The organism is Providencia sp. PROV129 (assembly GCF_028482245.1).
Lineage (GTDB): Bacteria > Pseudomonadota > Gammaproteobacteria > Enterobacterales > Enterobacteriaceae > Providencia > Providencia vermicola.
On record NZ_JAMPQD010000015.1, the window covers coordinates 177,693 to 203,353 of the forward strand.

General features: G+C 39.3%; 21 protein-coding genes. 5 read left to right on the top strand and 16 right to left on the bottom strand.

Features of this window, described 5'->3' with window-relative positions; translation table 11 throughout:
* Position 1: 1 nt before the first annotated feature.
* The 5 genes from PSF27_RS11605 to PSF27_RS11625 form a co-directional block, all read right to left on the bottom strand.
* Positions 2–1,342, bottom strand: a complete 1,341-nt coding sequence (locus PSF27_RS11605; RefSeq protein WP_206083351.1) for an MFS transporter — start codon at positions 1,340–1,342, stop codon at positions 2–4.
* 120 nt (positions 1,343–1,462) lie between these two features.
* Complete coding sequence (locus tag PSF27_RS11610) at positions 1,463–2,647, bottom strand: thiolase family protein (RefSeq protein ID WP_206083350.1); 1,185 nt, start codon at positions 2,645–2,647, stop codon at positions 1,463–1,465.
* A gap of 9 nt (positions 2,648–2,656) precedes the next feature.
* The gene (gene fabG / locus PSF27_RS11615; protein ID WP_206083349.1) at positions 2,657–3,394 is read right to left on the bottom strand and encodes a 3-oxoacyl-ACP reductase FabG; all 738 of its coding nucleotides are present in this window, start codon (positions 3,392–3,394) and stop codon (positions 2,657–2,659) included.
* A gap of 26 nt (positions 3,395–3,420) precedes the next feature.
* Entirely contained in the window at positions 3,421–4,989 is a 1,569-nt protein-coding gene (locus PSF27_RS11620; protein WP_206083348.1) for an acyl CoA:acetate/3-ketoacid CoA transferase, read from the bottom strand.
* A 67-nt stretch (positions 4,990–5,056) separates the two neighbouring features.
* Positions 5,057–6,574, bottom strand: a complete 1,518-nt coding sequence (locus tag PSF27_RS11625) for a class I adenylate-forming enzyme family protein (protein ID WP_206083347.1) — start codon at positions 6,572–6,574, stop codon at positions 5,057–5,059.
* Between the two features lie 481 nt (positions 6,575–7,055).
* Between PSF27_RS11625 and yghU the strand changes: the two genes are divergently transcribed.
* Positions 7,056–7,895 carry a glutathione-dependent disulfide-bond oxidoreductase gene (gene yghU / locus PSF27_RS11630; RefSeq protein WP_272681491.1) on the top strand — a complete coding sequence of 280 codons (840 nt, stop codon included), beginning with the start codon at positions 7,056–7,058 and terminating at the stop codon, positions 7,893–7,895.
* Positions 7,896–7,974: 79 nt separating this feature from the next.
* On the opposite strand, the gene PSF27_RS11635 is transcribed toward yghU, so the two are convergent.
* From PSF27_RS11635 to PSF27_RS11655, 5 genes are all read right to left on the bottom strand, one after another.
* Positions 7,975–10,347, bottom strand: coding sequence for a DEAD/DEAH box helicase (locus PSF27_RS11635; protein WP_272681492.1), 2,373 nt, complete (start codon positions 10,345–10,347; stop codon positions 7,975–7,977).
* On the bottom strand, positions 10,314–11,213 hold the full coding sequence (locus tag PSF27_RS11640; protein ID WP_272681493.1) for a Hachiman antiphage defense system protein HamA: 900 nt from the start codon (positions 11,211–11,213) through the stop codon (positions 10,314–10,316). The genes PSF27_RS11635 and PSF27_RS11640 overlap by 34 nt, the downstream gene beginning before the upstream one ends.
* 493 nt (positions 11,214–11,706) lie before the next feature.
* Entirely contained in the window at positions 11,707–13,362 is a 1,656-nt protein-coding gene (locus tag PSF27_RS11645; protein ID WP_272681494.1) for an ABC transporter permease, read from the bottom strand.
* A gap of 64 nt (positions 13,363–13,426) precedes the next feature.
* Positions 13,427–14,359 (bottom strand): ABC transporter substrate-binding protein, encoded by a 933-nt coding sequence (locus PSF27_RS11650; protein ID WP_375084323.1) that lies wholly within the window; start codon positions 14,357–14,359, stop codon positions 13,427–13,429.
* 61 nt (positions 14,360–14,420) lie between these two features.
* Positions 14,421–15,083, bottom strand: a complete 663-nt coding sequence (locus PSF27_RS11655; RefSeq protein ID WP_206083792.1) for an ABC transporter ATP-binding protein — start codon at positions 15,081–15,083, stop codon at positions 14,421–14,423.
* A gap of 632 nt (positions 15,084–15,715) precedes the next feature.
* Here PSF27_RS11655 and PSF27_RS11660 point away from each other — a divergent pair.
* The 4 genes from PSF27_RS11660 (at position 15,716) to PSF27_RS11675 (ending at position 19,817) form a co-directional block, all read left to right on the top strand.
* Positions 15,716–16,984, top strand: coding sequence for a cytosine permease (locus tag PSF27_RS11660; protein ID WP_206083343.1), 1,269 nt, complete (start codon positions 15,716–15,718; stop codon positions 16,982–16,984).
* 256 nt (positions 16,985–17,240) lie between these two features.
* Complete coding sequence (locus tag PSF27_RS11665) at positions 17,241–18,239, top strand: methionine ABC transporter ATP-binding protein (RefSeq protein WP_272681495.1); 999 nt, start codon at positions 17,241–17,243, stop codon at positions 18,237–18,239.
* A gap of 2 nt (positions 18,240–18,241) precedes the next feature.
* Positions 18,242–18,928, top strand: a complete 687-nt coding sequence (locus PSF27_RS11670; RefSeq protein WP_272539367.1) for a methionine ABC transporter permease — start codon at positions 18,242–18,244, stop codon at positions 18,926–18,928.
* Between the two features lie 64 nt (positions 18,929–18,992).
* Positions 18,993–19,817 (top strand): MetQ/NlpA family ABC transporter substrate-binding protein, encoded by an 825-nt coding sequence (locus PSF27_RS11675; protein ID WP_206083340.1) that lies wholly within the window; start codon positions 18,993–18,995, stop codon positions 19,815–19,817.
* A gap of 62 nt (positions 19,818–19,879) precedes the next feature.
* On the opposite strand, the gene PSF27_RS11680 is transcribed toward PSF27_RS11675, so the two are convergent.
* Genes PSF27_RS11680 through pefC form a run of 6 tightly spaced genes read right to left on the bottom strand, consistent with a single transcriptional unit; the run spans position 19,880 to position 25,594 of the window.
* Positions 19,880–20,416 carry a fimbrial protein gene (locus PSF27_RS11680; RefSeq protein WP_206083339.1) on the bottom strand — a complete coding sequence of 179 codons (537 nt, stop codon included), beginning with the start codon at positions 20,414–20,416 and terminating at the stop codon, positions 19,880–19,882.
* A gap of 13 nt (positions 20,417–20,429) precedes the next feature.
* Positions 20,430–20,978 carry a fimbrial protein gene (locus tag PSF27_RS11685; RefSeq protein WP_272681496.1) on the bottom strand — a complete coding sequence of 183 codons (549 nt, stop codon included), beginning with the start codon at positions 20,976–20,978 and terminating at the stop codon, positions 20,430–20,432.
* A gap of 12 nt (positions 20,979–20,990) precedes the next feature.
* Positions 20,991–21,524: a spore coat protein U domain-containing protein gene (locus PSF27_RS11690; protein WP_272681497.1), complete on the bottom strand. Its 534-nt coding sequence runs from the start codon at positions 21,522–21,524 to the stop codon at positions 20,991–20,993.
* A 12-nt stretch (positions 21,525–21,536) separates the two neighbouring features.
* The gene (locus tag PSF27_RS11695) at positions 21,537–22,547 is read right to left on the bottom strand and encodes a fimbrial protein (RefSeq protein WP_272681498.1); all 1,011 of its coding nucleotides are present in this window, start codon (positions 22,545–22,547) and stop codon (positions 21,537–21,539) included.
* Positions 22,548–22,557: 10 nt separating this feature from the next.
* Positions 22,558–23,217, bottom strand: a complete 660-nt coding sequence (locus PSF27_RS11700) for a fimbrial chaperone (protein ID WP_371007297.1) — start codon at positions 23,215–23,217, stop codon at positions 22,558–22,560.
* A 4-nt stretch (positions 23,218–23,221) separates the two neighbouring features.
* The gene (gene pefC, locus PSF27_RS11705; RefSeq protein WP_272681499.1) at positions 23,222–25,594 is read right to left on the bottom strand and encodes a PefC/AfrB family outer membrane usher protein; all 2,373 of its coding nucleotides are present in this window, start codon (positions 25,592–25,594) and stop codon (positions 23,222–23,224) included.
* Positions 25,595–25,661: the final 67 nt, after the last annotated feature.

Sequence of the window (25,661 nt, forward strand, 5' to 3'; positions counted from 1 at the left end):
GTTATTTTGCTTGTACCGATGTTGGCGTTTTTACTTTCTCGCTGTTGCTCATACCGTTGGTGTTCACTCGCGAAGCGATAAGTGTTCCGATAACCAACAAGCCAACACCAAACCATAATCCAGAGGTGGCAGTGCCTGTGTAATCTTCAAAGAAACCTAAAATAAATGGTCCTAAGAAACCGCCAAATAACCCTAAACAGTTCAGTAAGGCCAAACTCCCTGCCAGCATACTACCACTCATATACGTTGGTGGAAGTGAGAAAATAATAGATTGCACAACAAAGAACATAAAGGCAGTTAAGCAAAAGCCGATTAGCCCAACCACTGGCCCGCCAAGTGCCCCAATCACCAATCCAACAGCCATCACTGCATAACCCGAAATTAAAATGCGGGACGAACGACGCGGAGTATTCGCTTTTCTTGCCACAAAAATGCCGCCAATAGCCGCTGAAATCCAAGGAATTGCCGTTAATAAGCCTATTTGAATTGGCGTTAATTTACCGTATTCACCAATAATCGTTGGTAAAAAATAACTTAAGCCGTATACAGAGAATTGGTGCGTAAAATAAATCGCGACAATCATCATAAACGCTTTATTTTTAAATGCCGCCTTAAGTGAGAATTTGTTATTACTGACGCTAATGCTGTTTTGGTCTTGCTCGTGTTTATATTTAATATAATTCCGATCGTCTTCATCTAACCATTTTGCGTCTTCTGGTTTATTCGGTAAAACAAACCACACGACAAAAGCCAAAATAACCGCAGGTAAACCTTCAATCACAAACATCCATTGCCAACCATGGAAACCTAATAGCCCATCCATGCTTAACAATAAACCACTCAATGGTGCACCAATGATATTGGCAAGACACACCCCTAATAAGAATAACCCTGTTGCTTTAGCCCGTTCTTCTTGGCTAAACCAGTAGGTCATATACAGGATCACACCAGGGTATAACCCCGCTTCTGCTGCCCCTAATAATAGGCGCAGAATATAAAAAGACGTAGGCCCTGTAACGAATGCCATTGCGGCAGACAATAACCCCCACGTGATCATGATCCGCGTGATCCAAAAGCGCGCACCCACTTTTTCCATGATCAGGTTACTTGGGATCTCAAGAATTGAATAGGTCAGGAAAAATAACCCCGCGCCGATCCCGAATGCCGTGGCAGATAATCCGAGGTCTATCGACATCGCATGTTTTGCCATCCCGATATTCGTGCGGTCAATAAAGCTAATAATATAAGCCAAAATCAATAACGGCATCAGGTTGCGATATATCTTTGCGTTGGTCTTTTTACCCTGTGCTGCATAATCTAACTTTGCATTTGTAGAAAACATAGATAAGATCCTCATGTTGCAGTGAAACAGGCTTGGTGCTTTCTTACATTCCCCTACCTGTTGTTATTACCTCAGCAACAGCCCGACGCCCCACGTCGGGCTTTTTACTTGCGGTATTTCTTATTCTCTTTCGAACAACATTGATATCCCTTGACCACCACCGATACACATCGTCACTAACCCTGTAGTAACCTGACGGCGTTCCATTTCATACATTAACTTAACGGGTAAAATCGCCCCACTCGCCCCAACGGGGTGACCCAGTGCAATCGCGCCGCCATTCACATTGACTCGTGAACTATCTAATGACAAATCATTCATAACTGCTATCGCCTGAGCGGCAAAAGCTTCATTTAACTCAATGAGATCAATGTCTTTGACATCCATCTTTATTTTTTCCATCAAGCGGCGTGTCGCAGGTGCGGGACCGAACCCCATAATGGCGGCTTCACATCCTGCAACCGCCCAATCCACCACTTTCATCCGTGGCTTCAAACCACGTTTTTCCGCTTCTTCGCGGCGCATCATCACTAATGCCGCTGCACCATCATTAATCCCTGAAGAGTTAGCTGCAGTAATCACACCATCCGCTTTAAATGCAGGGCGTAATTTTGCCAGTTTTTCCCTTGGCGTATCTCGTGGGTGTTCATCTGTATCGAAAATACGTGTCCCTTTACGCCCTTCTTGAATTTCCATCGGCAGGATTTGATCTTTAAAGTAACCTGCTTCGATGGCTTTCAGCGCTTTTTGCTGACTATCCCAGGCAAAATCGTCCATTTCCTCACGGGAAATATTAAATTGCTCTGCGACATTTTCCGCCGTCATCCCGTTGTGGTATGGGCCTTCAGGCCAAGTTAAAATCGACGTCAATCCATCTTCTAAAACATCATTGCCCATGCGGTAGCCATAACGCGCTTTACGCAAGTAGTACGGCAGCATGGTCATGTTTTCCGTTCCGCATGCCACAACCACATTCGACTGCCCTGTTTGCAACAACATCATGCCATCTGCCAGTGCCTGTAGCCCCGAGCCACATTGGCGGTTAACAGAATAAGCGGTAGTTTCTTTTGGTAAGCCAGCACGTAGTTGACAGATCCGCGCAATAAAACCGCTTTCTGCGATTTGCCCCACGTTTCCGACAATCACTTCATCCACATCTTCTGGTGCGATCCCTGCACGTTTTACGGCTTCGCGGATCACTTCAGCCCCTAAATCGTGTTGGTGCGTGTTCGCAAAACTGCCACCCATGGTACCAATCGCCGTTCTCACACCACTGACAATCACAATATCATTTGCATTTTTCATTCTGTTCTCCTACAGCACCATACCGCCGCCAACGTTAATCACTTCGCCATTGATATAGCGCGCTTTGTCTGACGCTAAGAACGCCACACATTGCCCAACGTCTCGTGGGTCACCCGCAAAGCCCGCAGGGATTTTGCTGATCATGATGTCCCACACTTTTTCAGGCACACCCCGGGTCATGTCAGTATCAATAAACCCAGGGCAGATAGCATTGACGGTGACGCCTTTACGCGCCAATTCGCGACAAGCGGTTTTCGTTAAGCCGATAACCCCTGCTTTTGAGGCTGCATAGTTAGCTTGCCCCACATTTCCTAACCAGCTTGCGGAAGAGATATTCACAATGCGACCACTTCCTTGCTCGCGCATCAATTTTGCTGCTTCTTGCATACAGTTAAACGTGCCTTTCAAGTTAATGTCGATAACCTTATCCCAATCGTCGTCACTTAACTTATGCAGCATGCCATCACGGTTGATCCCTGCGTTATTGACAATCACGTCAATGGCGCCAAAGTGTTCTTTAGCTTGTGAAAAGAGTGCATTTACTTGCTCGCGTTTGGAAATATCACACGGAATAAACACGGCTTCAAAGCCTTGATCCTGTAGCTGTTTTGCGCTTTCTTCACCAGAGGACATCGCGAGGTCGGAAATCACCACTTTTGCACCTTCTTCTGCCAGTACCTGTGCAATAGCAAAACCAATACCTCTTGCTGAGCCCGTGACGATGGCAACTTTGTCTTTGACTAACATAAATAAATTCCTCTTTAATATTGAAACTATAAATACGAAACCAAACCAAAAGGCGCTTCTTCAAATAATGAAGAGGACATCACTTTCAAATCAGGGGAGATTTCTGGCACGAAATCCATATGGGCAAGAATGTCACGCTCAATGTCAATCCCTGGTGCGATTTCAACCAATACAGGCACTTTTCCACCCAAGGTAAATACCGCACGCTCCGTGACAAAATGCATGGTTTGGTTAATCTGGCGTGCCACATCTGCGTTCCAAGAAATCTGCCTAACGTTATTCACCAACTTACGAATATCCCCTTCACGGGTAATCTTTAACTGCCCGTTTTCACAGTGGATATCTAACCCTTTCGCAGTAAATGTTGAGCAAAAAACCACATGGCGGGCATTTTGTGTGATATCAATAAACCCACCTGCTCCTGGGCAAATATTGCCAAGTAAAGTGGCATTCACATGGCCGCTGGCATCCATTTCCCCTGCGCCCATATAGGTGATATCTACCCCCGCCCCGTTGTAGTAAAGCATCTGATCTTGGTGGCTGATCATCGCAGACAGGTTGCGGCCAATACCAAAATCAATCCCCCCCGCTTGAACTCCGCCCCAAATGCCAGATTCCACAGTGATATCCACGCATTTCGTGGCCTCTTCCTCTTGAATGATTGAACCGATCACATCATTCGGGATCCCTGTCCCTAAGTTAATCACACAGTTTTCAGTGAGGTAACGACAGGCGATACGCCCGATCAACTTGCGAATATCGAGCGGCAATGGTGTGGTTTGCTGTACAGGCGTGCGGATATCACCGCACAGTGTTGGGTCAAAGAACCAACTTGAAGACTGGCGGTGGTCTTCTTCTGGGTTATCACAAATCACAATGTGGTCAATAAAACTGGCAGGAACAGTAACGCGTTTCGGGTGCAAAGTGCCTTCTTCCACGCAATACTTCACCTGAGCAATGACTTTCCCACCGAAGCGTTTTGCCGCTAAAACCGCATGCAACACTTCCAACGACATGGCTTCTTCATCAGTGGTCAGGTTGCCTTTGCTGTCTGCATGCGTACCGCGGATCACCACAACATCCAGCGGAATTTCGGGGTACCACAACCAATCTTCCCCTTTAAAACTCACTTTTTCGACCAGCGGTGGCAGTGCTAGCGTTTTAGCATTCATTCGGCCGCCTTCTAAATCAGGGTCAATAAATGTCCCTAAACCGACTTTGGATAAACGACCAGGAAGACCTGCTGCCATCGCGCCATACAAATGCACCATTTGCCCTTGAGGTAAGCAGTAGGCCTCAACTTCATTGTCGTTGATCATCTGCATCCAACGCGGCGCTAATCCCCAGTGAGAGCCAATAATACGTTTCACCATGCCTTGATGTGCAAAATGTTGATTGCCGCGAATACGGTTACATTGCCCTGCCGCATGCACTAACGTTAATTGTTTTGGCGAACCTTCTGATAAAAAACGCTGTTCAATGGCAGACAAAATAGACTCAGCTGCGCTGGTTAATGTCATTCCCACAGTACAAATTGTATCGCCATCATTAATTAATTCAGCGGCTTCTTGTTTAGAGATAAACTTATTATTCATGATAAAACCTACCTAAAGGCTAATATTTCATAGCCCTTTATTTGATAAATTAAAAAAGAATTAGCTGTTAGCTATTTAAAGAATAATATCGCTGTTTTAAATCTTTCTTACTTATTTTCCCATTCCATGTTCTTGGGAAATTACGGGTAAACATAATTTTTACAGGGACTTTATAATTAGGTATCCGTTCTTTTAGCCATTCCATAATTTCTTTACTGGTTAAACACACTTGGCTTTCTGGAATAATAAACGCTATCGGTTCTTCACCATAAATTGGGCTTTCTACTGGAATAACGGCGACTTCATTGACACCAGGGTAATTGGAAATTAAATCTTCAACTTCGATAGAATAAATTTTTTCCCCACCTCGATTAATCATATCTTTAATTCTATCTTGAATATAAAGAAAGCCGTCTTCATCCAGATAACCAATATCCCCAGTAAAGAACCACCCATCCTGAAACGACGTGGTATTTGCAGGGCTATCAGGCCAATAACGCTGGATGACAACATCCCCTTTAACCCAAATATTCCCAGTTTCATTTACCTGTTTTTCTTCACCCTTTTCACTTCTAATCGAAACTTTCAGCCCTGGAACTGGTGTGCCTGAACTGGCTTTTTTCGGGCTGTTTCGAATATCATCTAAATATACCGTTGCAGGGGACGATGTTTCCGTTAAACCATATATAGAATGAATTGATGTTTTTGCAAAAATATAAGATAGCTCTTTAATCGTTCCTTCATTTAAATGCCCTGCACCGCAGGCAATCATTTTCAACGAATTAAATCTTTCTAAATTAATGCTTTTATTTTCTTTTATCTTTTGAACTAATAAAATGAAAACTGTCGGCGAGCCATGTAAAAAAGTAATTTTTTCTTTCGCAATTGTTGAAATCATTTCTTTAGCATTAAATTTTTGATGTAGAAAAATAGTTCCACCAATATGAATAAATAATGCCAAAATAGCCGATAGCCCAGTAATATGGTAAATCGGTACGGCTAATATCGTTTTATCATTTTCAGTTAATTTTAATGTTTGTTGATAAGCATAAACCGCTGACAAAATATTTTTATGCGTAATGACTGCACCTTTTGGTGCCCCTGTTGTCCCTGATGTAAAAATAATGACGGCGGGGTCTTCTTCATTAACATGATTCACAAACGTCATTTCATCCGTCAGTGTTAATGCTTTCCATTGAGAAAGGCTGATACCTTTCACATTAAAGTCCCCCAACCATGGCTGGTAGGTATCATCCCAAAAAATGGCATCTGCATTAATACGTGAAAGATGCTCTTTGCCCTCAAACTCCTTCATTTTGGTGCTTAATGGAATAACCTGAATACCCAGCCCCACCGCCGCATAAAATAGCTGGCAAAACTCTATGGTGTTTCCCCACCCCAAAATAATACGGTCGCCTTTTCGCAATTGTAGGGTCGATGTTAGCCAAAACATCGTTTGGTTGACCTTCACCAATAACTGGCGATAACGCCAATGCTGCTCTTCAAAAACAATAGCGACAGCATCAGGCTGCGTGTTTGCCCTATTTAATAGGCTTTGATAGATATTTGAATTTGATGCAAACATGGGCGCACTCCAACCAACGGATATCTCTTATTGGTATTCAATGTATAAAATGCCCCCTACGAAATTAGTGCCAATGTTCACATATTGTTCACATCCTTTTTTTAATTGGATTAGTTATTTGCACAATTCGTTTGTTAAATATTTTTCGCTTAAGTGTCAATTAAAGGTGTTTTTTTGATTGCCGAGATAAATATTTACCTTTAGTTATCAACTTAACACTTAAGCTATCTCAGCTTAAGGGCGATTTTTTTACTGACTCGTTGTGCGCATTAACAACACCAGCGTAATTTCACCAATCAAATTTTATGCAAAAAAACCATTCTGTTTAAAGATGGAGTTCATGCACGCTGCACAGTTCACAACCTGATCACACCTAAAAATCGATAAAAAAGCTGGCGAATTGGCAATGGCTTGCTACAGTGGAACCATTAGCAATGGGATTATTGAATCAAATTCTTCGAAATAATTAAGGAGATAATCAATGGCAGACACACCGTATATTCCACCAAAAGTATGGCAATGGCAGCAAGGCAATGGCGGCAAATTTGCCAATATTAACCGCCCTGTTTCTGGTGCCACACACGAAAAAGAACTTCCAATTGGTAAGCACCCACTACAGCTCTATTCACTAGGCACACCTAACGGGCAAAAAGTGACAATTATGCTTGAGGAGCTGTTAGCGCTGGGTATTCAAGAAGCCGAATATGATGCTTGGTTGATTAATATTGGTGAAGGTGACCAATTTAGTTCTGGGTTTGTGGATATCAACCCGAATTCAAAAATCCCTGCATTAGTCGACAGAAGTGGTAAAGAACCTATCCGCGTGTTCGAGTCAGGTTCAATTCTTACCTATTTGGCGGAAAAATTTTCTGCCTTTTTACCTACCACACAACCTGAGCGCGCCGAAACATTATCGTGGTTATTTTGGCAGATGGGCTCAGCCCCCTTTGCGGGAGGCGGTTTCGGTCATTTTTACGCCTATGCCCCTGAAAAATACGAATACCCAATCAATCGATTTGCCATGGAAACCAAGCGCCAGCTTGACGTGTTAGACAAACGCCTAGCAGACAATAAATACGTGGCAGGTGATAACTACACTATCGCTGATATCGCCATTTGGCCGTGGTATGGCGCCTTAGTCAAAGGCTGGCTATATGACGCCGCCGAGTTTTTATCAGTGCATGAGTACAAAAATGTCATTCGCTGGGCAGATGAAGTTTATGCACGCCCTGCAGTACAACGCGGCCGCCGCGTCAATCGCTTACAAGGCGATCCCGCACAACAAGTACGCGAACGCCACGATGCGAGTGATATTGGGTAGTTGAACTAGTTTAAAAGGTAATACATAAACTCTAGTACTAAATTTTAGCCACTAGAGTTTAGCCTTTAATATTGAAACATTATTTACTGAACTTAATATTCTCTGAAAGTATTGACTCAATCAGTAGAAACTTAGTTTTTTCATAGTCATCAAAATCTCGAATTCCTTTCTTTGATTCTCCATTATCGTAAAACTCAATAATTTTACTTGGCACACCATAATCACTAGCTAGCCTACCTTTCTCAGATATGGCATTATATTCCAATTTAACTAGCAACTTTTCAATTCCAAAAACATCTGAAAAATTTATATTTTCAGTTATAGAACGATAATATTTATACATTACATTAAAAACTCCGAGATACTTAACCAGCTGATACTTAAGTGTACTAAATATAAATTTAGATGATAATCTTATTGCTTCATCAATGGTATATTTTTCTAAAACTTCATTTCCAAATTCATCTTTTTTGATTTTTTTATTTCTTTTTAAATAGTAAGACACTACCCCACCAAAACCCTCAGAAAGATAAGCTGACAATGAGTAAACTAAAGTACAATAGTACTTCCCAGCATTTATTCCTTTTTTTAGTTTAGTTTCATTATCTAACAAAAAGAAAAGATCATTATTTTTCACTATTGGCTTTATTACTTCAAATACAACTTGCAATCCATCATAGTCAATTGACACGCCTTTATTTATCATTGATATTAACTTATTTATCATTAGGTGCTTTTCTGGCGATAACAAAAGGATATTATCATGCAATATAAACTTATCACTATGAGAAATCACTTTATACATAGACATTATTTCATCAGGAATATTTCTTTCTTTTTGCTCCAATAAAATTCGTTCTCTTTCAGCTATATCTGTACTATTAAGGTAATCATCATCAGTTATAAAATAATCCACTTCATTTTTAACTGATGTACTATCAAAATTTTTGTGCTTTATATCATCATTATCGCTATTTAATATCTCAATGAATTTTTTATCTAAAATTAAAACCCTACCACTATAATGGTAAAGAAATCTACCAGCTCTCCCTGCTACATTTTTTGCATCAAATTTTTTTAAATCTTTATTTCCTTTAGTAGAATTTAAAACCAGTAAATTTTTAGCTGATGTATTTACTCCTTCAGTAATGGTTGTTGTACTAACTAAAACATCCAGATATCCTTTATTAAAAAAATCAACAATTTCTTTTTGAATATACTTAGGAACTAAACCATGATGGATTCCGACCTTTTGCTTTAACGCTTTAATTATTATCCAATCACTATATTTATAACTATTAGATAAATGAGAAATAAACAGATTAAGCTCTTCATTTAATTTTATTTCATTTCCATTCTCAATAATTCCTTTAGCATAACTTTCTGCAAAACCTGGTCCTTTAGAGTAAAGAATTACATTTTCATTTATCTTTCTTATATCTTTTACAATTTTACTAATTTTAGCATTTCTCTTTAATCCAGAAAACCCTTTTAAGTCAATGGTCAATTCTGAATCAATCCTGTTTTTTTTATTTTCAATAACTAGGTGTTTTTTATTTACAATCTCATACTTATTATAATCAATGAGTTCAAAACGTTTTTTTTCTAAAAAAATATTAAACGACTGATTTGCATCTATATTAAACTTACTTGGAAAATCAATATAAGGTCCCACAAGAAAAATGTCTTGGCATTTTGCTAATAAACTCTGTAAAGCAACTCTATAAGCTGTATCTCTTTCATTCTCTACATTCGTAGCATCAATCATAAATTCATTATCAATTTTATAAATTTCATCAACAAATACAAAGTCTAAATTCACTTCTTTTTGCTTATCAATAAATGAAAGATATCTTTCTGGTGTAAATATAAATATATTACGTTCGCTAATCTTATTCATATCACTTAGTGTATGAATTGAAAAATTATCTTTAAAGTAGCTATACATCGAAGATAAAACTAATCTCTCATAGTTTTCGGATAATAACGCAATGGTAGGGAATATAAGAACAATATTTTTATATCCCATTTTCTTTATCACTTCATATATTAAAAAAGTTTTTCCAAATGAAGTAGTTGCTGATAGAAAAAATCTGTTCTCTCTACCTACTGTAAACTTACTTAAAACCCTTTTTTGATATTCATGTATTTTTATATTTTCATCAATATGTAAAGTACTTTCATATATATTTGCAGACAAAGTATCCAGATTGTAACTCACAAAACTATTCACTTGACCAAATTTACTAAATAAAAGATCATAATAATGTGGAACACCACATAAGTTGGAAATGTATTTTAAAAACTTCATATCAGAAATGGTCAAATCAAGTTTTTTCACCTTATCAAAATAACCACACACCTCACTAATGAAATCCGGCTCACTAATTTTTTTATTTTTAAAATCATTTATAGCCTTTATAATATAAGAGGCTTCTTTAATTCTATCCATTTAATAACATCCTCTTTTATCTTTTTAACATCACCTACAGGTAGTAGCACAAAGAAAAAATCAAGTTCAATAGATAAACCATTTTCTATAGATGTATATTTTTCATTTATATGCTTAACACTATTTCTTATTTTATCTTCAAACGAATCAGAGCTTTCAGGATAAATAAAAAATATAGGGTACACTAACTTCATATTATATTTTTTTATCTCATCGATGATTTTGATATCTGGTAATGTCATCCAAGAATTAATAACATCTTCTATTTTACTACCTTTCAATTCAAAATTATTTTGATGATTAACCATAGCTAAAATATTTTTTTCTAAATATTTATCCGAGAATGCCTTAGCTAGTCCGCTAATCGCGGACTCAGAGCACTGGCTTAGTGAACTTCTAAATTTTACCTCACCAAACCACAGTTCAATGCACCCATCATTTTCAACTAAATGATAAGAGTCATAGCCTTTAGTTTCAGAATTTTCTAAAGGGTTATAAAAGTAGCCTCGGGATATAAGAGGTTTTGCATCATAACGACAGTACAAGAGCAAATATAAAAGAACCTCGCCATAGAACCCATATTTTATTTTTGTATCTTCCTGTTGCGATTCCTCATATTTTATTTTGGTTTTCAAAGCGATGCTCAGTAAGTGTTCTAAACTTGTATTATTCATATCAAATGTATTAAAAGAATAATCAATTATTGAATTATAAATTATATCTGAAAGTTGACTATCACTAATACACTCATAAGTATCATCACTTAACGTACTGATATTAATCGATTCTAAATTAGCCTTTTCATTGGGTAAGCTATATCTATATATGATAGTATCAGAAAGTAATTTTTTCAGTGACGCTCTCAAGAAGACCTCGCAATAACAATATTATTCATAGATTAATGCAATATTTATTCTTATTTAATATTAACTGAACTATTAAATCAGTGAATAATAAGAAGATCTAGCGATTTATCACGAAAATATACATTTTGTGATCTGAATATATTAATTTGATGTTTTTATTCATGTGAAAAATCAAGATTTAAAAATAGAGTTAGTTGCTAACTTATGAAGCTAGAAAACCACTTTAATATATAAAATTTACACGTAGAATCAAAGAGATAATCATATAATCACTTCCTGAATTGTTAGTAATATTTAATAATGCCCGAGTTACAATTCCGTAGGAATTTTTTATCTAAAACACTCTTTATAACAATAGCGATTTACATCACAGAATAATAATTTCACATAGAAATAAACACTTAGCATTGATATTAATGCTAAGTGTTATATTTTCATTTAGTTATTAATTTAATGTAAATGAAGAAATATCAATTAAAAAATTTATTCATCTTTATTTTTGATACCGCCCCTGTATCCATTGTGCGCACAGCATCAAACTTAAACTGATCAACACTGCGATGCAGGCCATCGCCATGCCGCTGCCGATGGAGCCTTGCTCAAACTGCCGCCACACAAAGATAGATACCGTCTGCATTCCTGCGGGAGCGAGTAAAAGTGAGGAAACGAGTTCCCTCGATGCCACGGCAAATACCAACATCATCGCGGCCAATAAGCTTGGCAACACTAATGGGAACAGCACCAAACGCAATGTCGTTATTGCAGATGCGCCGTGTACTCGCGCGGCATCCGCTAAACTACCACCAATTTGTGTTAGCGCTGCGCTGCAATACCGCACGGGATATGGCAACAACAAACAACTGTAAGCAAGCAATAAAATGCCCCAAGTATGGTATGGCGTGACAGGCCAGAAAGGCTGATTCCACGCCAAAATCATCCCTACAGCAATCACTATCCCTGGAATGGAAATGGGTAATAAAGACAAGGCATCAATGATAACAGCCCCACGGATACGTTGAGAAACCACCAGCCACGCAGATAAAAACCCTAAAACCCCCGTTAATATCGCTGTTGCGCTGGCTAATGACACACTGGTTAATAACGCATCTAGCGCTTCCGCTTGGGAGTCAACCAAACCAGAGAAATGCCTTAAGGTTAAATTATCCCATGCTAAACCGCCTGAGACCGTCGATGAAAATGCGGTACCAAACATTGCCAGTAGCGGCATCCCGACGGCTAAAAAGCTCACCACTGCAAATACCCCGACAACAGGCCAACGCCATACCCCAAGAGAGCGTGTCACCAACGCCGCGGCTTTCCCTGTCGTCGTCGCCACATTTTTCCCCGAAACAATAGAACGTTGTAGCGTATAAGCAAAAATAGCCACACTCGCCAAAATCAACGATAACGACGCCGCACCAGGTAAATCAATCGGCCAATCCGCTAAACGCTGTTCAATATCCGTTGTTAATACACGAATACCATTCGGTGCGCCTATTGCAGCAGGGATGCCATATTCTTCAATCGCTAAGGTAAACACCAACAATAACCCAGCCGCTATTGACGGTAAGGATAACGGAAAGGTAATCCTGAAAAAGGCCTGCCAAGGCGGTGCGCCATGAACTCGAGCCACATCAGCAAGACGGTTACCATTTGCCGCCATACTGCGTGAAACGGCAAAGTACAGCACAGGAAATAAATTCAGCGCCATAATTCCCATCATACCACCTAAGGAAAATATCGCGCTTCCTGGGCTAACACCAAACAACTGTTGGGAATACCCATTCGGCTGCAATGTCAACATCCATGATAACCCTGCAATATAGGGTGGGATCAAAAATGGGATCAGAAAAAGTAAATCCCAAGTCTTGGCAAACGGCAAATTAAATAAGCCTCGCAACGCCCCTAAAGGGATCGCAATTACCGCACTAATGAGTGCAACGCCGACGCCGAGCAATAATGTGTTTTGTAGTAGCTCGGGTAACTCAGGCTCATTAATTAAATGAATAATCGGCGCGAACGGTTGGGAAAATAGCCCTTGTCCGAGTTGTGGAAACAGCGCCTGTAGCACAATAAAGCACAGAGGGATCACCACTAAAATGGCGAGTGCAATAATGATGATTAAAGGGAGGAAACGAATTTTTATCATTAGAAACAACACTCCTGCTGGGTAAGAGGCCTACCCAGCGGTTTGCTAATTATTGCCGAGAAAACTAACGGAACAAGGCGCTTAAACGAGAGAGAACATCACTACGCTCTGCGCTATCTGTTGTGGCTTCTGGCAATAATGTCAGTGTCGAGAAATCAGGACGTTTCCCTGCAATATCCGCTCGAGCAGGCATCAACCATGCATTGGCGACGATCTCTTGGCCCTCAGCTGACAGCACGTAGTCAATAAACGCTTTCGCTTCATCAGGCTGTTTACTGCTTTTTAAAATCATCATTGGTCGCGGGGCTATCGCGGTACCGCTACTGGGGAAAATAACTTCAATGGATTCACCATTGGCAATGCTGCCATAAGCCACGTAATCTACCGCACCAAATACAGCGGCTTTCGCCCCTTGTAGTACTGGGGTGAGCGCTTGTGCGTTTGGCCCCGAAATCACCATTCCATTGGCTTTTAAATCAGCAAAAAGTGACCATGCAGCCTCTTTTTTTGCATTTTGTAAACCCAAGACTAAATCCAGTGATGCCCCGGATAATGCTGGGTCTGGCATCGTCACTTTATCCTTAAATACAGGCTGTGCTAAATCTTGCCAATCCGTTGGTTTTGGCGTGCCGCTTTTACTGTTCCACACAATACCAAGAGCTGAAATCCCTTGGGCGACATAATAAGGGGTTTTAAATCGCGCAGGCACTTGCTGTGCATTTGGACTTTCATAGGCCAACAACCAGTTTTTTTGTTGTAAATCAACGGCGGTATCCCATGAAGCGGAAATCAGCACATCCGCACGCGGGTTTGCTTGTTCGGCCTCAAGCCTAGCCATCACTTTGCCCGTTGTGGCCTGAAATACATCCACCTTCGTGCCTGTTTGTTTTTCAAACCCTGCGGCCAGTTGTTTTGCCATCGCGCCAGGCCCCGCGGTATACACAGTAATGGCTTGCGTTGAAACAGAAAACAGTGCACAGGAAAGGCTAAGGCTCATGGTAATACCCTTTAGTGAAAAAACGTGTTTTGCGGTTAACTTTTGCATGGAATTTCTCTCTTCATAAGGTCGTCAAACGGTCAATTTTGCCATTTCGCATATGGGCGATTTGGTGTGCTAACGTATTGGCTTCCGCGGGATCGTGAGTGACATACACCGCAGTAATTTCCAGTGTCCTCAGCAATTGCGCCATTTCTTCACAAAGAGATTGGCGCAGGGCAATATCGAGGTTGGAAAGAGGTTCATCGAATAACAAAATTTCAGGTTCAGCAATAATGGCTCGAGCCAATGCGACGCGCTGCTGCTGCCCGCCAGACAAATCCGCGGGTTTTCGCTTGGCAAAATCCATTAATCCAACACGCTCAAGGGCCTGAACTACGCGAGCTTCAATCTGCTGGCGACCCACTCCCCGCATTCTCAAAGGAAATGCAACATTCTGCGCAACGGTCATATGCGGCCATAAAGCATAATCTTGGAATACCATGCCGAGGTTGCGTTTCTCTGGGGGGACGAGGTGGTGAGCACTTGCGACGATATTGCCCGAAAATTGGATAGTGCCATCAGTGGGCTGCAATAAGCCTGCTAACAGTTTGAGCAAGGTACTTTTGCCGCAGCCAGATGGCCCCAGTAGTGCTAAAACCGTGCCTTTTTCCACCGTTAAGTCGATGCCATTAAGCACATATTGTTGTGAAAAAGCCTGTGATAGATTTTGTATTGCGATCATGGGTAAGTCGCTCGCCGTTTGCCTGAAAGGCAAAATAGTCGAGCACTCACTCGATGAAGAGAGAGCCTGTTGCATCATCTTGGTATCCTCTTTGGGACTTAATCGTTGCCGATGATGCTACGGGGGTAATACGTCAGATTGATGAAGGTTTTGTGAATGGAAAATGACAACTTAATAAATCTATTATATTTATATAAATAATATTTTAACAAATATAAAACATTCAATTTGATTGAAATCACAAATTTAAATTTATTTTTTAATAGAAATATAAAAATATATTTTTAATTTTTAAATATCATCTAAAAACAACATTAATTCACTCATTAACGATGCGTGCAATCACATTAAAACACCTTTATTGAAAACAAATCAACAATCATCCACCCTATTGATGAATACTTTTTAAATGGATTCTATTCTGTACTAACTATTGCTATGCTTGCCACACCATAAAACGAACCAAAAAAAATCAATTAATTACAGGTTAATAAAGCAATTTATTCACCATGGGGTTTATTTTCTTTTTTTAGCGAATTAATTCATATCCATAAAATTTAAATTATAGAAATTTTATTATTAATTTTTATAGGTACTCCAATTAATTTTAATTAAAATGAGGTTCACCTAATATGTCAAATAAAGAAAAAGATAATATTTTATTAGATTCCGAATATGAACATGTTCCCGTTCCCCTCGAACACCGAAAAAGTTTTGCCTCGGTTTCTGCTGTTTGGTATAGCTTCCCTTTAGTATTAACCAGTGCTGTTATTGGTGGCGTCGTCACTGCCATGTTAGGGTTTAAAATGGGCGTTACCGCTATTTTAGTGGGTAACTTATTACTGTGTTTAGTCATTGGATCTTTAAGTTATTTAGCTGGGAAAACCGGGGAAAATTTCGCGATCTCCGCAAAAAGAACCTTTGGGCAGCGTGGATATATCGCTGTTTCAGGTTTGCTTGCCACTGTTGTTATCGGCTGGTTTGCATTAATGGTCGGCCTTACGGGTGATACAATGTTTCGCTCATTTGGGCAGGACTTATTACTGATGACGATTTTAGGTGGAGTGCTATATGTTGGCGCAACCTTCATCGGCATTAAAGCCCTCGCCATTTTGGGGTATATCGCAGCACCAATGTATTTGATTTTAGGGTTAATCTCCGTTTACATTGCGATGAAAAGTGGCTCTTCAGATATTCTCAATTACCAACCGTTAGCAGGTGCTGGAGCATTATCTTTTGGTGTTGCAGTTACCATGATTTTCTCCACGTTTACAGATTCAGGCACCATGACGGCTGACTTTACTCGCTGGGCAAAAAATGGCAAACAAGGTTTTCTCGCTGCCTTTACTGCCTTCCCGATTTCCAAATTTTTTGCGGAAGTGATTGGTGCAATTATTGTGGCAACTGGAGTGGTCATGCACCCAGAAGTCACGGGGGGTGATTTCATCACTATTTTAGCAAATTCAAGCCCACTGCTTTCCGTACTCGCGATTATTTTTGTGTTTGTTAACTTGGGCGTTGGCTGTACTCACTGTTTGTACAATGGTGCGGTAGGTTGGTCTCATATTACTAAAGGTAAAATGAGAACCTTAACCATTATTCTGGGGGTTATTGGGATCATCGTTGCTGTAACAGGCATTTGGAATGCATTCCAAACATGGTTGAATTTACTGGGTTTAATTGTGCCGCCAATCGCTGCCATTATCATCATGGATCAGTTAGTACTCAAACGTAAAAATAACGAAGCAAAAAATTGGCAGCCCTTAGCGTTCGTTTCTTGGATACTCGCCTCTGGCATTGCGTTAATCGTGAATGCTTATGCTCCAGAACTCTCCGTTGTCGTTGCTGGGTTAGTTTCATCCTCGATTATCTATTTGATTGGCCATCGATTTTCGAAATAATTTTTAATGGTTGGGGGAGTATCACTCCCTCAACTTCTTCTATTTCAACCTAATCCCATAATCCTTATTCTGAATAACGATCAAAAAAATAATAATCCAATGATTATTAACGTTTCTATTGATTAGACTATTTTCATCTAACTCATCCCTATCTTTTATTTGACATTCATCACATTCCTGATTATTTTAGCGGTATAGACGTCTAGATATCCATTTTTGGATCTATGATATAACCAATTCATCCAAGGGGATCAGCGTGATAACACTCAAGAATGTCAGCAAGATCTACAGCCGTAATAAAAAACAGACCGTAGCAGTTGATAACATCAACCTCAATATTGCGGCTGGGGATATTTTTGGCATCATCGGTTATAGCGGTGCAGGCAAAAGTAGCCTCATTCGCTTGCTAAATCGGTTAGAAAAGACTACTAGCGGTGAAATAATTGTTGGGCAACATAATATTACCCACAGCGATGAGAAAGCAGTTTTAAAAATACGCCAATCCATAGGCATGATTTTTCAGCACTTTAATTTACTGTGGTCACGGACAGTGCGAGAGAACATTGAATTTCCATTGCAAATTTCAGGGTTCGATAAAAAGAAACGTAAAGCTCGTGTTGATGAATTAATGGCATTAGTTGAGCTAACCGATAAGGCTGATGAATACCCATCCATGCTGAGTGGAGGGCAAAAACAACGGGTTGGTATCGCACGCGCCCTTGCCAACAACCCTGATGTTTTATTGTGTGATGAAGCAACGTCGGCGCTAGACCCAAAAACCACACAAACTATTTTGCAATTATTGGCACGTATTAACCGCGAGCTGAATATCACCATCGTGCTAATTACCCACGAAATGCAGGTCGTCAAGAGTATCTGCAATAAAGTGGCTGTCATTGATAAAGGCCGTATTGTTGAGGAAGGGCTCGTTAGCCAAGTCTTTCATGACCCGCAACATACAATTACACGGCAGTTTTTATCACAAAGTGAAGTTGCGACAGATACCCCAGAAGACTTAAAGGCAATATTGGCTGATGGCCCGATTATTCGTGTCGTTTTAGATGAAGAAAAACAGAGCCATTATTTGTTGTATGACTTAATTTCTCAATTTAATGAGCCGATTAAATTGATTAAAGGGGCGTTTAACCAAGGTACTGGCTTTTTATATCTTCAATTTCTACCTGAAACTGAAAAATTAACGGATGCCATTGAGTATCTTAAAAATAAAAGAAATATCGTTGTTGAGGTGATTTAGTCATGGATGAAATACAGCATTGGGTTAGTGGCTATTTACCCTATTTAAAATTGCATGTTTTGGGCATTGAAACCCTCAATACGTTATATATGACATTGGTCTCTGGTGCGTTATCGGGCATGTTGGGAATTTTAATTGGTACTTTTTTATTTTTAACCGCACAAGAGGGTAAAAAAGAAAATATTGCGGTTTACCGTGTGCTTTCTTTTATTGTGAATATCTTCCGTGCTGTGCCGTTTATTATTTTAATCATTTTATTATTCCCTGTAACCAAATGGATCGTTGGCACTATTTTAGGGGTTAACGCGGCACTTCCTGCCTTAGTGATTTCAGCGAGTGCTTTCTATGCAAGGTTAGTGGAAATTGCCTTACGCGAGGTCGATAAAGGGGTTATTGAAGCTAGCCAGTCTATGGGAGCAAAACTGCACACCTTGATTTTTAATGTATTGATACCCGAGTCTTCCCCTGCTTTGATTTCAGGCTTAACGGTTACGCTGATTTCATTAGTGGGAGGCACCGCGGTTGCAGGTGCAATTGGTGCGGGCGGGTTAGGAAATTTGGCCTATTTAGAAGGATTCCAACGCAGCCATATGGATGTCGTTTGGGTCGCTACATTAGTGATTTTAGCCATTGTTTTATGTATTCAAGTGATAGGAGACACCCTAGTTCGGTGGATTGATAAACGTTAATAACATCAACCTAGGTCAACGAATTATTAATTTTATCTACACTCAGCTAATTAGGAATAACAGTATGAAATTATCATTATTAACACGTTTTGGGGCATTATTAATTACCAGTTTAGCACTAACTGCTTGCCAGCCAGACCAACAAGAAAAAAGCAATAAATTAACAATTGGAGCATCTTCAACACCCCATGCGGAAATATTAGAGTTCGTTAAACCACAGCTCGAAAAAGACGGAATTAATTTAGATATCCGTGTATTTAATGATTACATTATTCCGAACCAAGCATTGGCTGACAAAGAATTAGATGCGAACTTTTTCCAGCATGTTCCATATTTAAATAAAACATTGGCAGACCACCCAGATTGGAAACTCGTGTCTGTTGGCGCAGTGCATATGCACCCATACCGCTTTTTTTCGCAAAAACACAAGAGCCTGCAAGACTTACCCAATGGAGCAAAAGTACTGAGCAGCAACAATATTTCCCAACACGGTCATATTCTAAAATTGTACCAAGACGAAGGTTTAATTAAATTACGCAGTGATATTGACCCTGATGATGCAACCATTGACGATATTGTTGAAAACCCACGTAACTTACAGTTTTTATTTACTTATGATGCACCATTAATGCCGCAAATTTATAAAAATGGCGAGGCCGATGTTGCCTCTATTGATAGCCATTTTGCGATTAATGCCGGTTTAGATTTAACGAAAGACGTCATTTATAGCGAACCTGCAGCTAACAGTAAATTTGCCAATGTGGTAGTGACGCGTGAGGATAACCAAAATGACCCGCGAATTACGAAACTGATGGCTGCACTGAAAAGCGATGAAACGAAGAAATTTATTTTAGATAATTATAAGGGTGAGGCGGTACCAGTTCCTTAATTTTCCTACTCTAATGATTAAGTTGAATGAAATATTTTAGTTAAACTTCATTCAACTTAATCTTATTTATAAAGCATATCGATGATTACACTACTCTTCATCACTCCTTTTTCAATACTCTGAGCCTGAGCATAAGGCTTTGCATAAAAGCTAATATCAAACTGATTATTGTTATTCGCACTAAATCGCGTATTCGTCCCTGATAAATCAATGGGGGTGGCATCTAACCAAGATAAATAAATACCAACACCCGATAAGTTTGTTTTTAGTTCACCACCCGTCCCATTATTAAGGGCACCTTGGCTACCTGGGCGAAACTTAATATCGATATGACTGGGCTTAAAACCACTTTTCTGGCAATCAACAATAAACTGCGTCTTTACCGCAGGTTGCTTTCCTGCCAATAAATCACCTTCATTAATGACTTTAAAATCAACGATTTTGTTAAACCCCTTTCCATCATTAATGTCGCAGGTAATATTCACGATATCGAGCGAAATCTTTAATATTGTATCGGGTAACACTTCATCAGAAAAAACGTAATGTGAATAGCCAATCAGAATAGTGGCAATTAAAGAAGCTGATATCTTTTTATTCATATTATTATCCACATTAAATATATTTAATCTTAATTGTAATATGTGTATTCCCACTGCCTAAATTGATAGACTGCCCTCCAAGCGGTAGTACAACAGGCTTTATTTTGATTTTTATCTTCATCAAAGACGCGCCTATTTTTTTAAAAAAGAGCTCTTGCCCCATAGGAACCCCCGAGCCAACAGTACCGACTTGGTCATCTTCCCATGAAACAAGGTAACCCAATGTCGTATTTTTTGAGCCAATATATCCCGAGGAAGCCATTGTTAAATGGGGGTTTGCTGGCTCAAACCGTATTGATATTCGCTGCGGCTTAATCGTTCCTGAGCAATCTAATGAAAGTATCGAATGCCCTTCAATTTCACCCGATAAAATCGTTGCAGCATCGAGAGATCCAAAACTCACATCATCTACAGTTGCAGGTAAACAAGTCGCTATTCTCACATTCATACTAAACTGCGATTGAATTGCTTCACCAACAATCGATGTTTGCTTTGGCACTTCACCATAACTTGGTAGCGCACTAAGTATGAAGAAACCAGCAAGCAAAATAGACCTGAACATAGTTGCCCTTAACTAATTAAATGTCAGCTTAATATTCAAAGCCGTATTTGCCGCCCCTGGAGAAACAACATCGCCCAACGCGATAGGCTTTACTTTAATTGGCACACTGAAACTTGCCGCAGTGGGCTTAGTGGTTGGCGTAATCACAGTGCCATTAATCGCTAATGCGGTATCGACTGGCTTAACCGTAGAACTTCCCCATTTTAATTGATATCCAACCGTTGAATTTCCTTTTGTATTCATTATTCCATTAGCCACATCTTTCACGCCATCAGCGGCCGTAAACGCTAACGTATAATTTGCGAGCGTTGTATCGCAGGTCACTGTTAATGTCATTACTTTATCTGCCACAGTTCCCTTTTTGATATCCCCCGCCGCTTGGTCACCAAAAGCCACATCAGCAACACTAGCACTACAAGATGCTTTTACGGTCATACTTAAATTTGATGTTACGGTACCGCCAGTCACATTAGAGGCAAAACTGGTCGCGTTAGCAGAAACAGAAAATAGAAAGCCAAGAAAAATAAATAACGTTTTCTTTATCATGATTCACTCCTTTTAATTTAATTTCACATTAATCGTTAATGCGGTGTTCGCTAACCCAGGAATAGGCTGTGTTGATAAAGCAACAGGCTTTACCGTCACTGGGATCGTAAAGTTATTGGTTGTGGGTTTTGAATTAGGGGTAATTGCCGTGCCATTGATCACCACCGCACTATTAACTGGCTTCACAGTGTTATTTCCCCACGTAAATTGATAACCAACCGAACTATTCCCTTTTACATTAATAATGCCTGTCGTTGCGTTGTTTACGCCGTCTCTACCTGAAAAACTTAAAGTATATGCAGGAAGTACTGCATTACAGGTAAATGCAATATTGATTGTTTTAGCGGCAATCGAATTCGCTCTTACTGAACTCGCTGTTTGCTCTCCAAAAGCCACATCGTTGACAGAAACTGCACAGGAGGCATTGTTTATCAGTGTCATCGATGTTGGTGCACTAAAAGCCACGGTTTCTTTTTGTAATGTCCGGCTGTTTTCACCAATTCGTGAATAAAAATTTCGGGTTAACATATATGTCGGGTTAACGGTTGTTTTTCCTGGGGGTGGCTTCTTTTGTAAATAGACAACACCAGAGTCTGTACTGCCACCTGGCCCAGCTAAGTTGGTATAGCCTGTTCCACTTGTTTTATAATCCGCCAGTAATAACCAAACCGTATTTCCACAACTTCCAGTTGAACGAAATCTTAAATAACCATCCGCCGAGTTTTTATCTACAGTTCCATAAGAACAGTCATTAGGAGAGGCTCCAAATTTATCAACGATATAAATAAAGTTGCCTGTTGTATTGCCTGCTCCACTTGATGCTCGTAGACATTGCCCTGCAAACGTAATTGGCGCCCCAGGGTTCCCAAAAGAATAGAGTTGGTCACCGACTTTTTTGTTCGTAACATCAATTTGCGCTGGAAAGTTATATTTCAACGATAAGCTTCGACACCTTGCCGCAGAGGCATCGAGTGAAAAAAGCAAAATCATTAATGCGATGAAATAATAAGACTTTTTATTCATGCTAATGTCCTTAACGAAGCTCAATAACACGCCTAGCACCGTAATCATCAATGGCCTCAACCGTGACTTTCCCAGATAACGATTGCTGTAAATTCACTTCACTGAAAGGGGGAAATAAACTCATTGATTGCTCAATTTCTTTTGATAAAGCCAATGGACGACCATTCACAAACACCTGAGTCAATGCAAAATAATAGGGTGTTGGGTTTTTCAACACAGATCCTGAATACGTGAGGTTTTTCTCTGCATCTTCACGGGCCTCAGCGAGTACTTTGGGGCGATAAATCAGTTTCACTTGCGTATTCAAAGCAACAGCGAGGACGTTACCTTCATCAGCAGAAGCAATAGGGGGGATTTCCTGAACATTTAACCAAAACAAAGACTCTTTATCTTTGGGTAAAATATCATTCACATAAAGTAAGCGGATTAACTGTTTTTCTTCACCCGCAATTTTAAACAAATTAGGTGCAGGTATAAAAAAAACATCATTGCCACTTAAATTATCAACCCAAACCTGACCGCCATAGGTTTTATCGCTATTATTTTTTACTTCAATAGCAATATTTTTACGCCCCTCATCATAGATAAACCGAGTCCCATTCAAAGTAAATGCAGAATAAGCATTTGCGCAGGTAAACAACGATATCAATATAATAAAATGCGATGCCATTTTATTAATTACATTCGACTTCCATAATTTTATTTTCATTTGATTCTATATTTTCCAAATTTAATGTACATACCTCATTATCTGAGGAAGAAATAAAAATCTTTTTCGGTTTGTTAAGTAAGTTTAAAAGTAACACTCCACCGTTAGAAACAAACCCGACATATTCATTACTTTCTGTTCTTGCCGAACTACCCGCTGAAACAAATTGACCGTCTGATTTTTTCAGCCTTAAGATATATCTATAAATCGTTGAGAATTTAAACTCACGATAAATAATCGCCTTATCAGTTGGCACAAACCCCTGTACTGAATCCAGCAACTCTATGTCATTAGGAACTTCTTCTGTATTGATTTTTAAATTATTTTCAACGTAAGGTGATACCCCAATGACCGTATTACCATTTCTATCCGTAGGGGGTGAGTCATTAAAGGTAATATTTTTAATATTGCTAATATTCGCAATGGCGACCGTATCGCGCCGAACATTACTCAACAATAATCCCGTTTGCTGGGTTGCAAGTAAGCTTCCTGATGCATTTATTGAGCCTGTTGTTTTATTCTCATTTTTCGAAATTGCGAACCCCGTATTAACAATATCTTGATTAACCCCGAAATAAGCAGAATTAGACCAACTTTCGCGGTCTTTATTTGTATTTACGCTATAGTTGATTTTTTCATTAATATTACCTGCAACACCTGAGTTAAAACTCGATTTATTTCTACGGTCATAATTCACCGAGTTTGTCCAATAATGATTCTTATCAAATAAACTAAATGGAATATTCACACCAACAGATAAAACATAGTTATCACGGTCATAATCATTTAACTTTTGGTAATCTGCCGATACAGATAAATCCACACCTTTCAAAGTTGTGTTGTAGGTAATATTCGCACCGACTTCATTATGTATTTGGCTACGATATGTTTGAACCCAACCTGAAACACTGACAAAACTATTATCAAAATTCTGCGATAAGATAGTTTCATAACGTTCTTTGCGATTACTTCGATGATATAACGCATTTGAATTAAACTCATTAAAATCAACATAGTCCTTACCTGTATAACGGTAAGCTAATAACTGTAAATTCGTATTATTAGACAATGAGTTAGCGTATTTAAGCATATAACTAATCCCAGATTGCCGAGATTCTGACATAGTTGGAGTTTGCTTTTGAAACGTACTCACGGCTGTATTTAAATTAAATGAGATCGCACCAAATTGCCCTAAGTCTTTACTCGCACCTAATCCTGCACTTTTATAATCATTATGCAAAATACCTGCGGTATGAAAGGTAAAGTGAGTGAGTCCATAATCGAATGCACCAAGAAAAAACAAACGGTTTTCTCGCTTTCCCGTAACCTCTCTTTCTCCTACTGCGACGTTATAATTAATTTCATTGGCACGCAGTAAAGATGGAAGCGTTGCAACAGGGTAATAACGAACTGTTTTTGTTCCGTTATTTTCTTCAACTGTCACCGTAATATCACCATTACTCACTGGTGATATATCTTTTAACTGATAGGCACCCGCAGGAACCACTTGTGAGCTTAAAATATACCCATTTTGCGATATGGTAATTTTCGCATTCGAATTAACAACGCCAGAAATAATAGGAGCATAGCCTCGCATTTCCCAAGGACGCATATCTCTTTCAGAGCGTAAAGACAAACCATAAAAAACAAAATTAGGTAAAATAGATAAAGATGTTAACGTCTTACCGACAATAAAACTGCCTTGTATTGGCTTAATTGCAGTAGATATAGTGGCTTCAGACGTTTCAGTTCCTGAATCATTAAGGTAACTACTACGGACATAGGCCACCCATCGGCCAATGTTAGAATATAAATCAAAATCACCATAAACTTGAGTTTTTTCAGAAGACGTTTTTGATATATATCCTGAATAATTCACCTTAATGCCTGGAATGCCATAATCCCATTCTTGCTGATTTTTAGTCTCATCCAAAGCAATTTGAGGTACACTAAAAGACAAAGTCTGCTTTGCGTTATCAAACAAAACTTCGGCGCCTGGGTACTGGCTAATCTTGTAGCAGTTTCTCGCCGCGTCATAATTATTTGCAAGCAAAGTCAGGTTAATCGGTAATGATAACTCTGATATCCAGTCTGAGTTTAAGCATAAAACCTCTTTATCCTCTGGTAAAATAATGAGTTCTTTTCGATTAATAGAACGACGATTAAAAATGACTTCAACAATATAATGACCTGCAGGGTATTTAACACTTTCATCAAAAACGCTTGCAGCTTGCGGTTGAACTCCTCCATGTAAGAAGTCCATATTTAAATTTGCATCTGCGTAAAATGGACTTACTAACAGGGATAACATAAAAGCATTAATCGGTTTTAAACGCATTGATATTATCCATAGCTATTTGTAAGTTAAAATAAGGGTCAAAGACCCTTTTTATTTATTAATATTA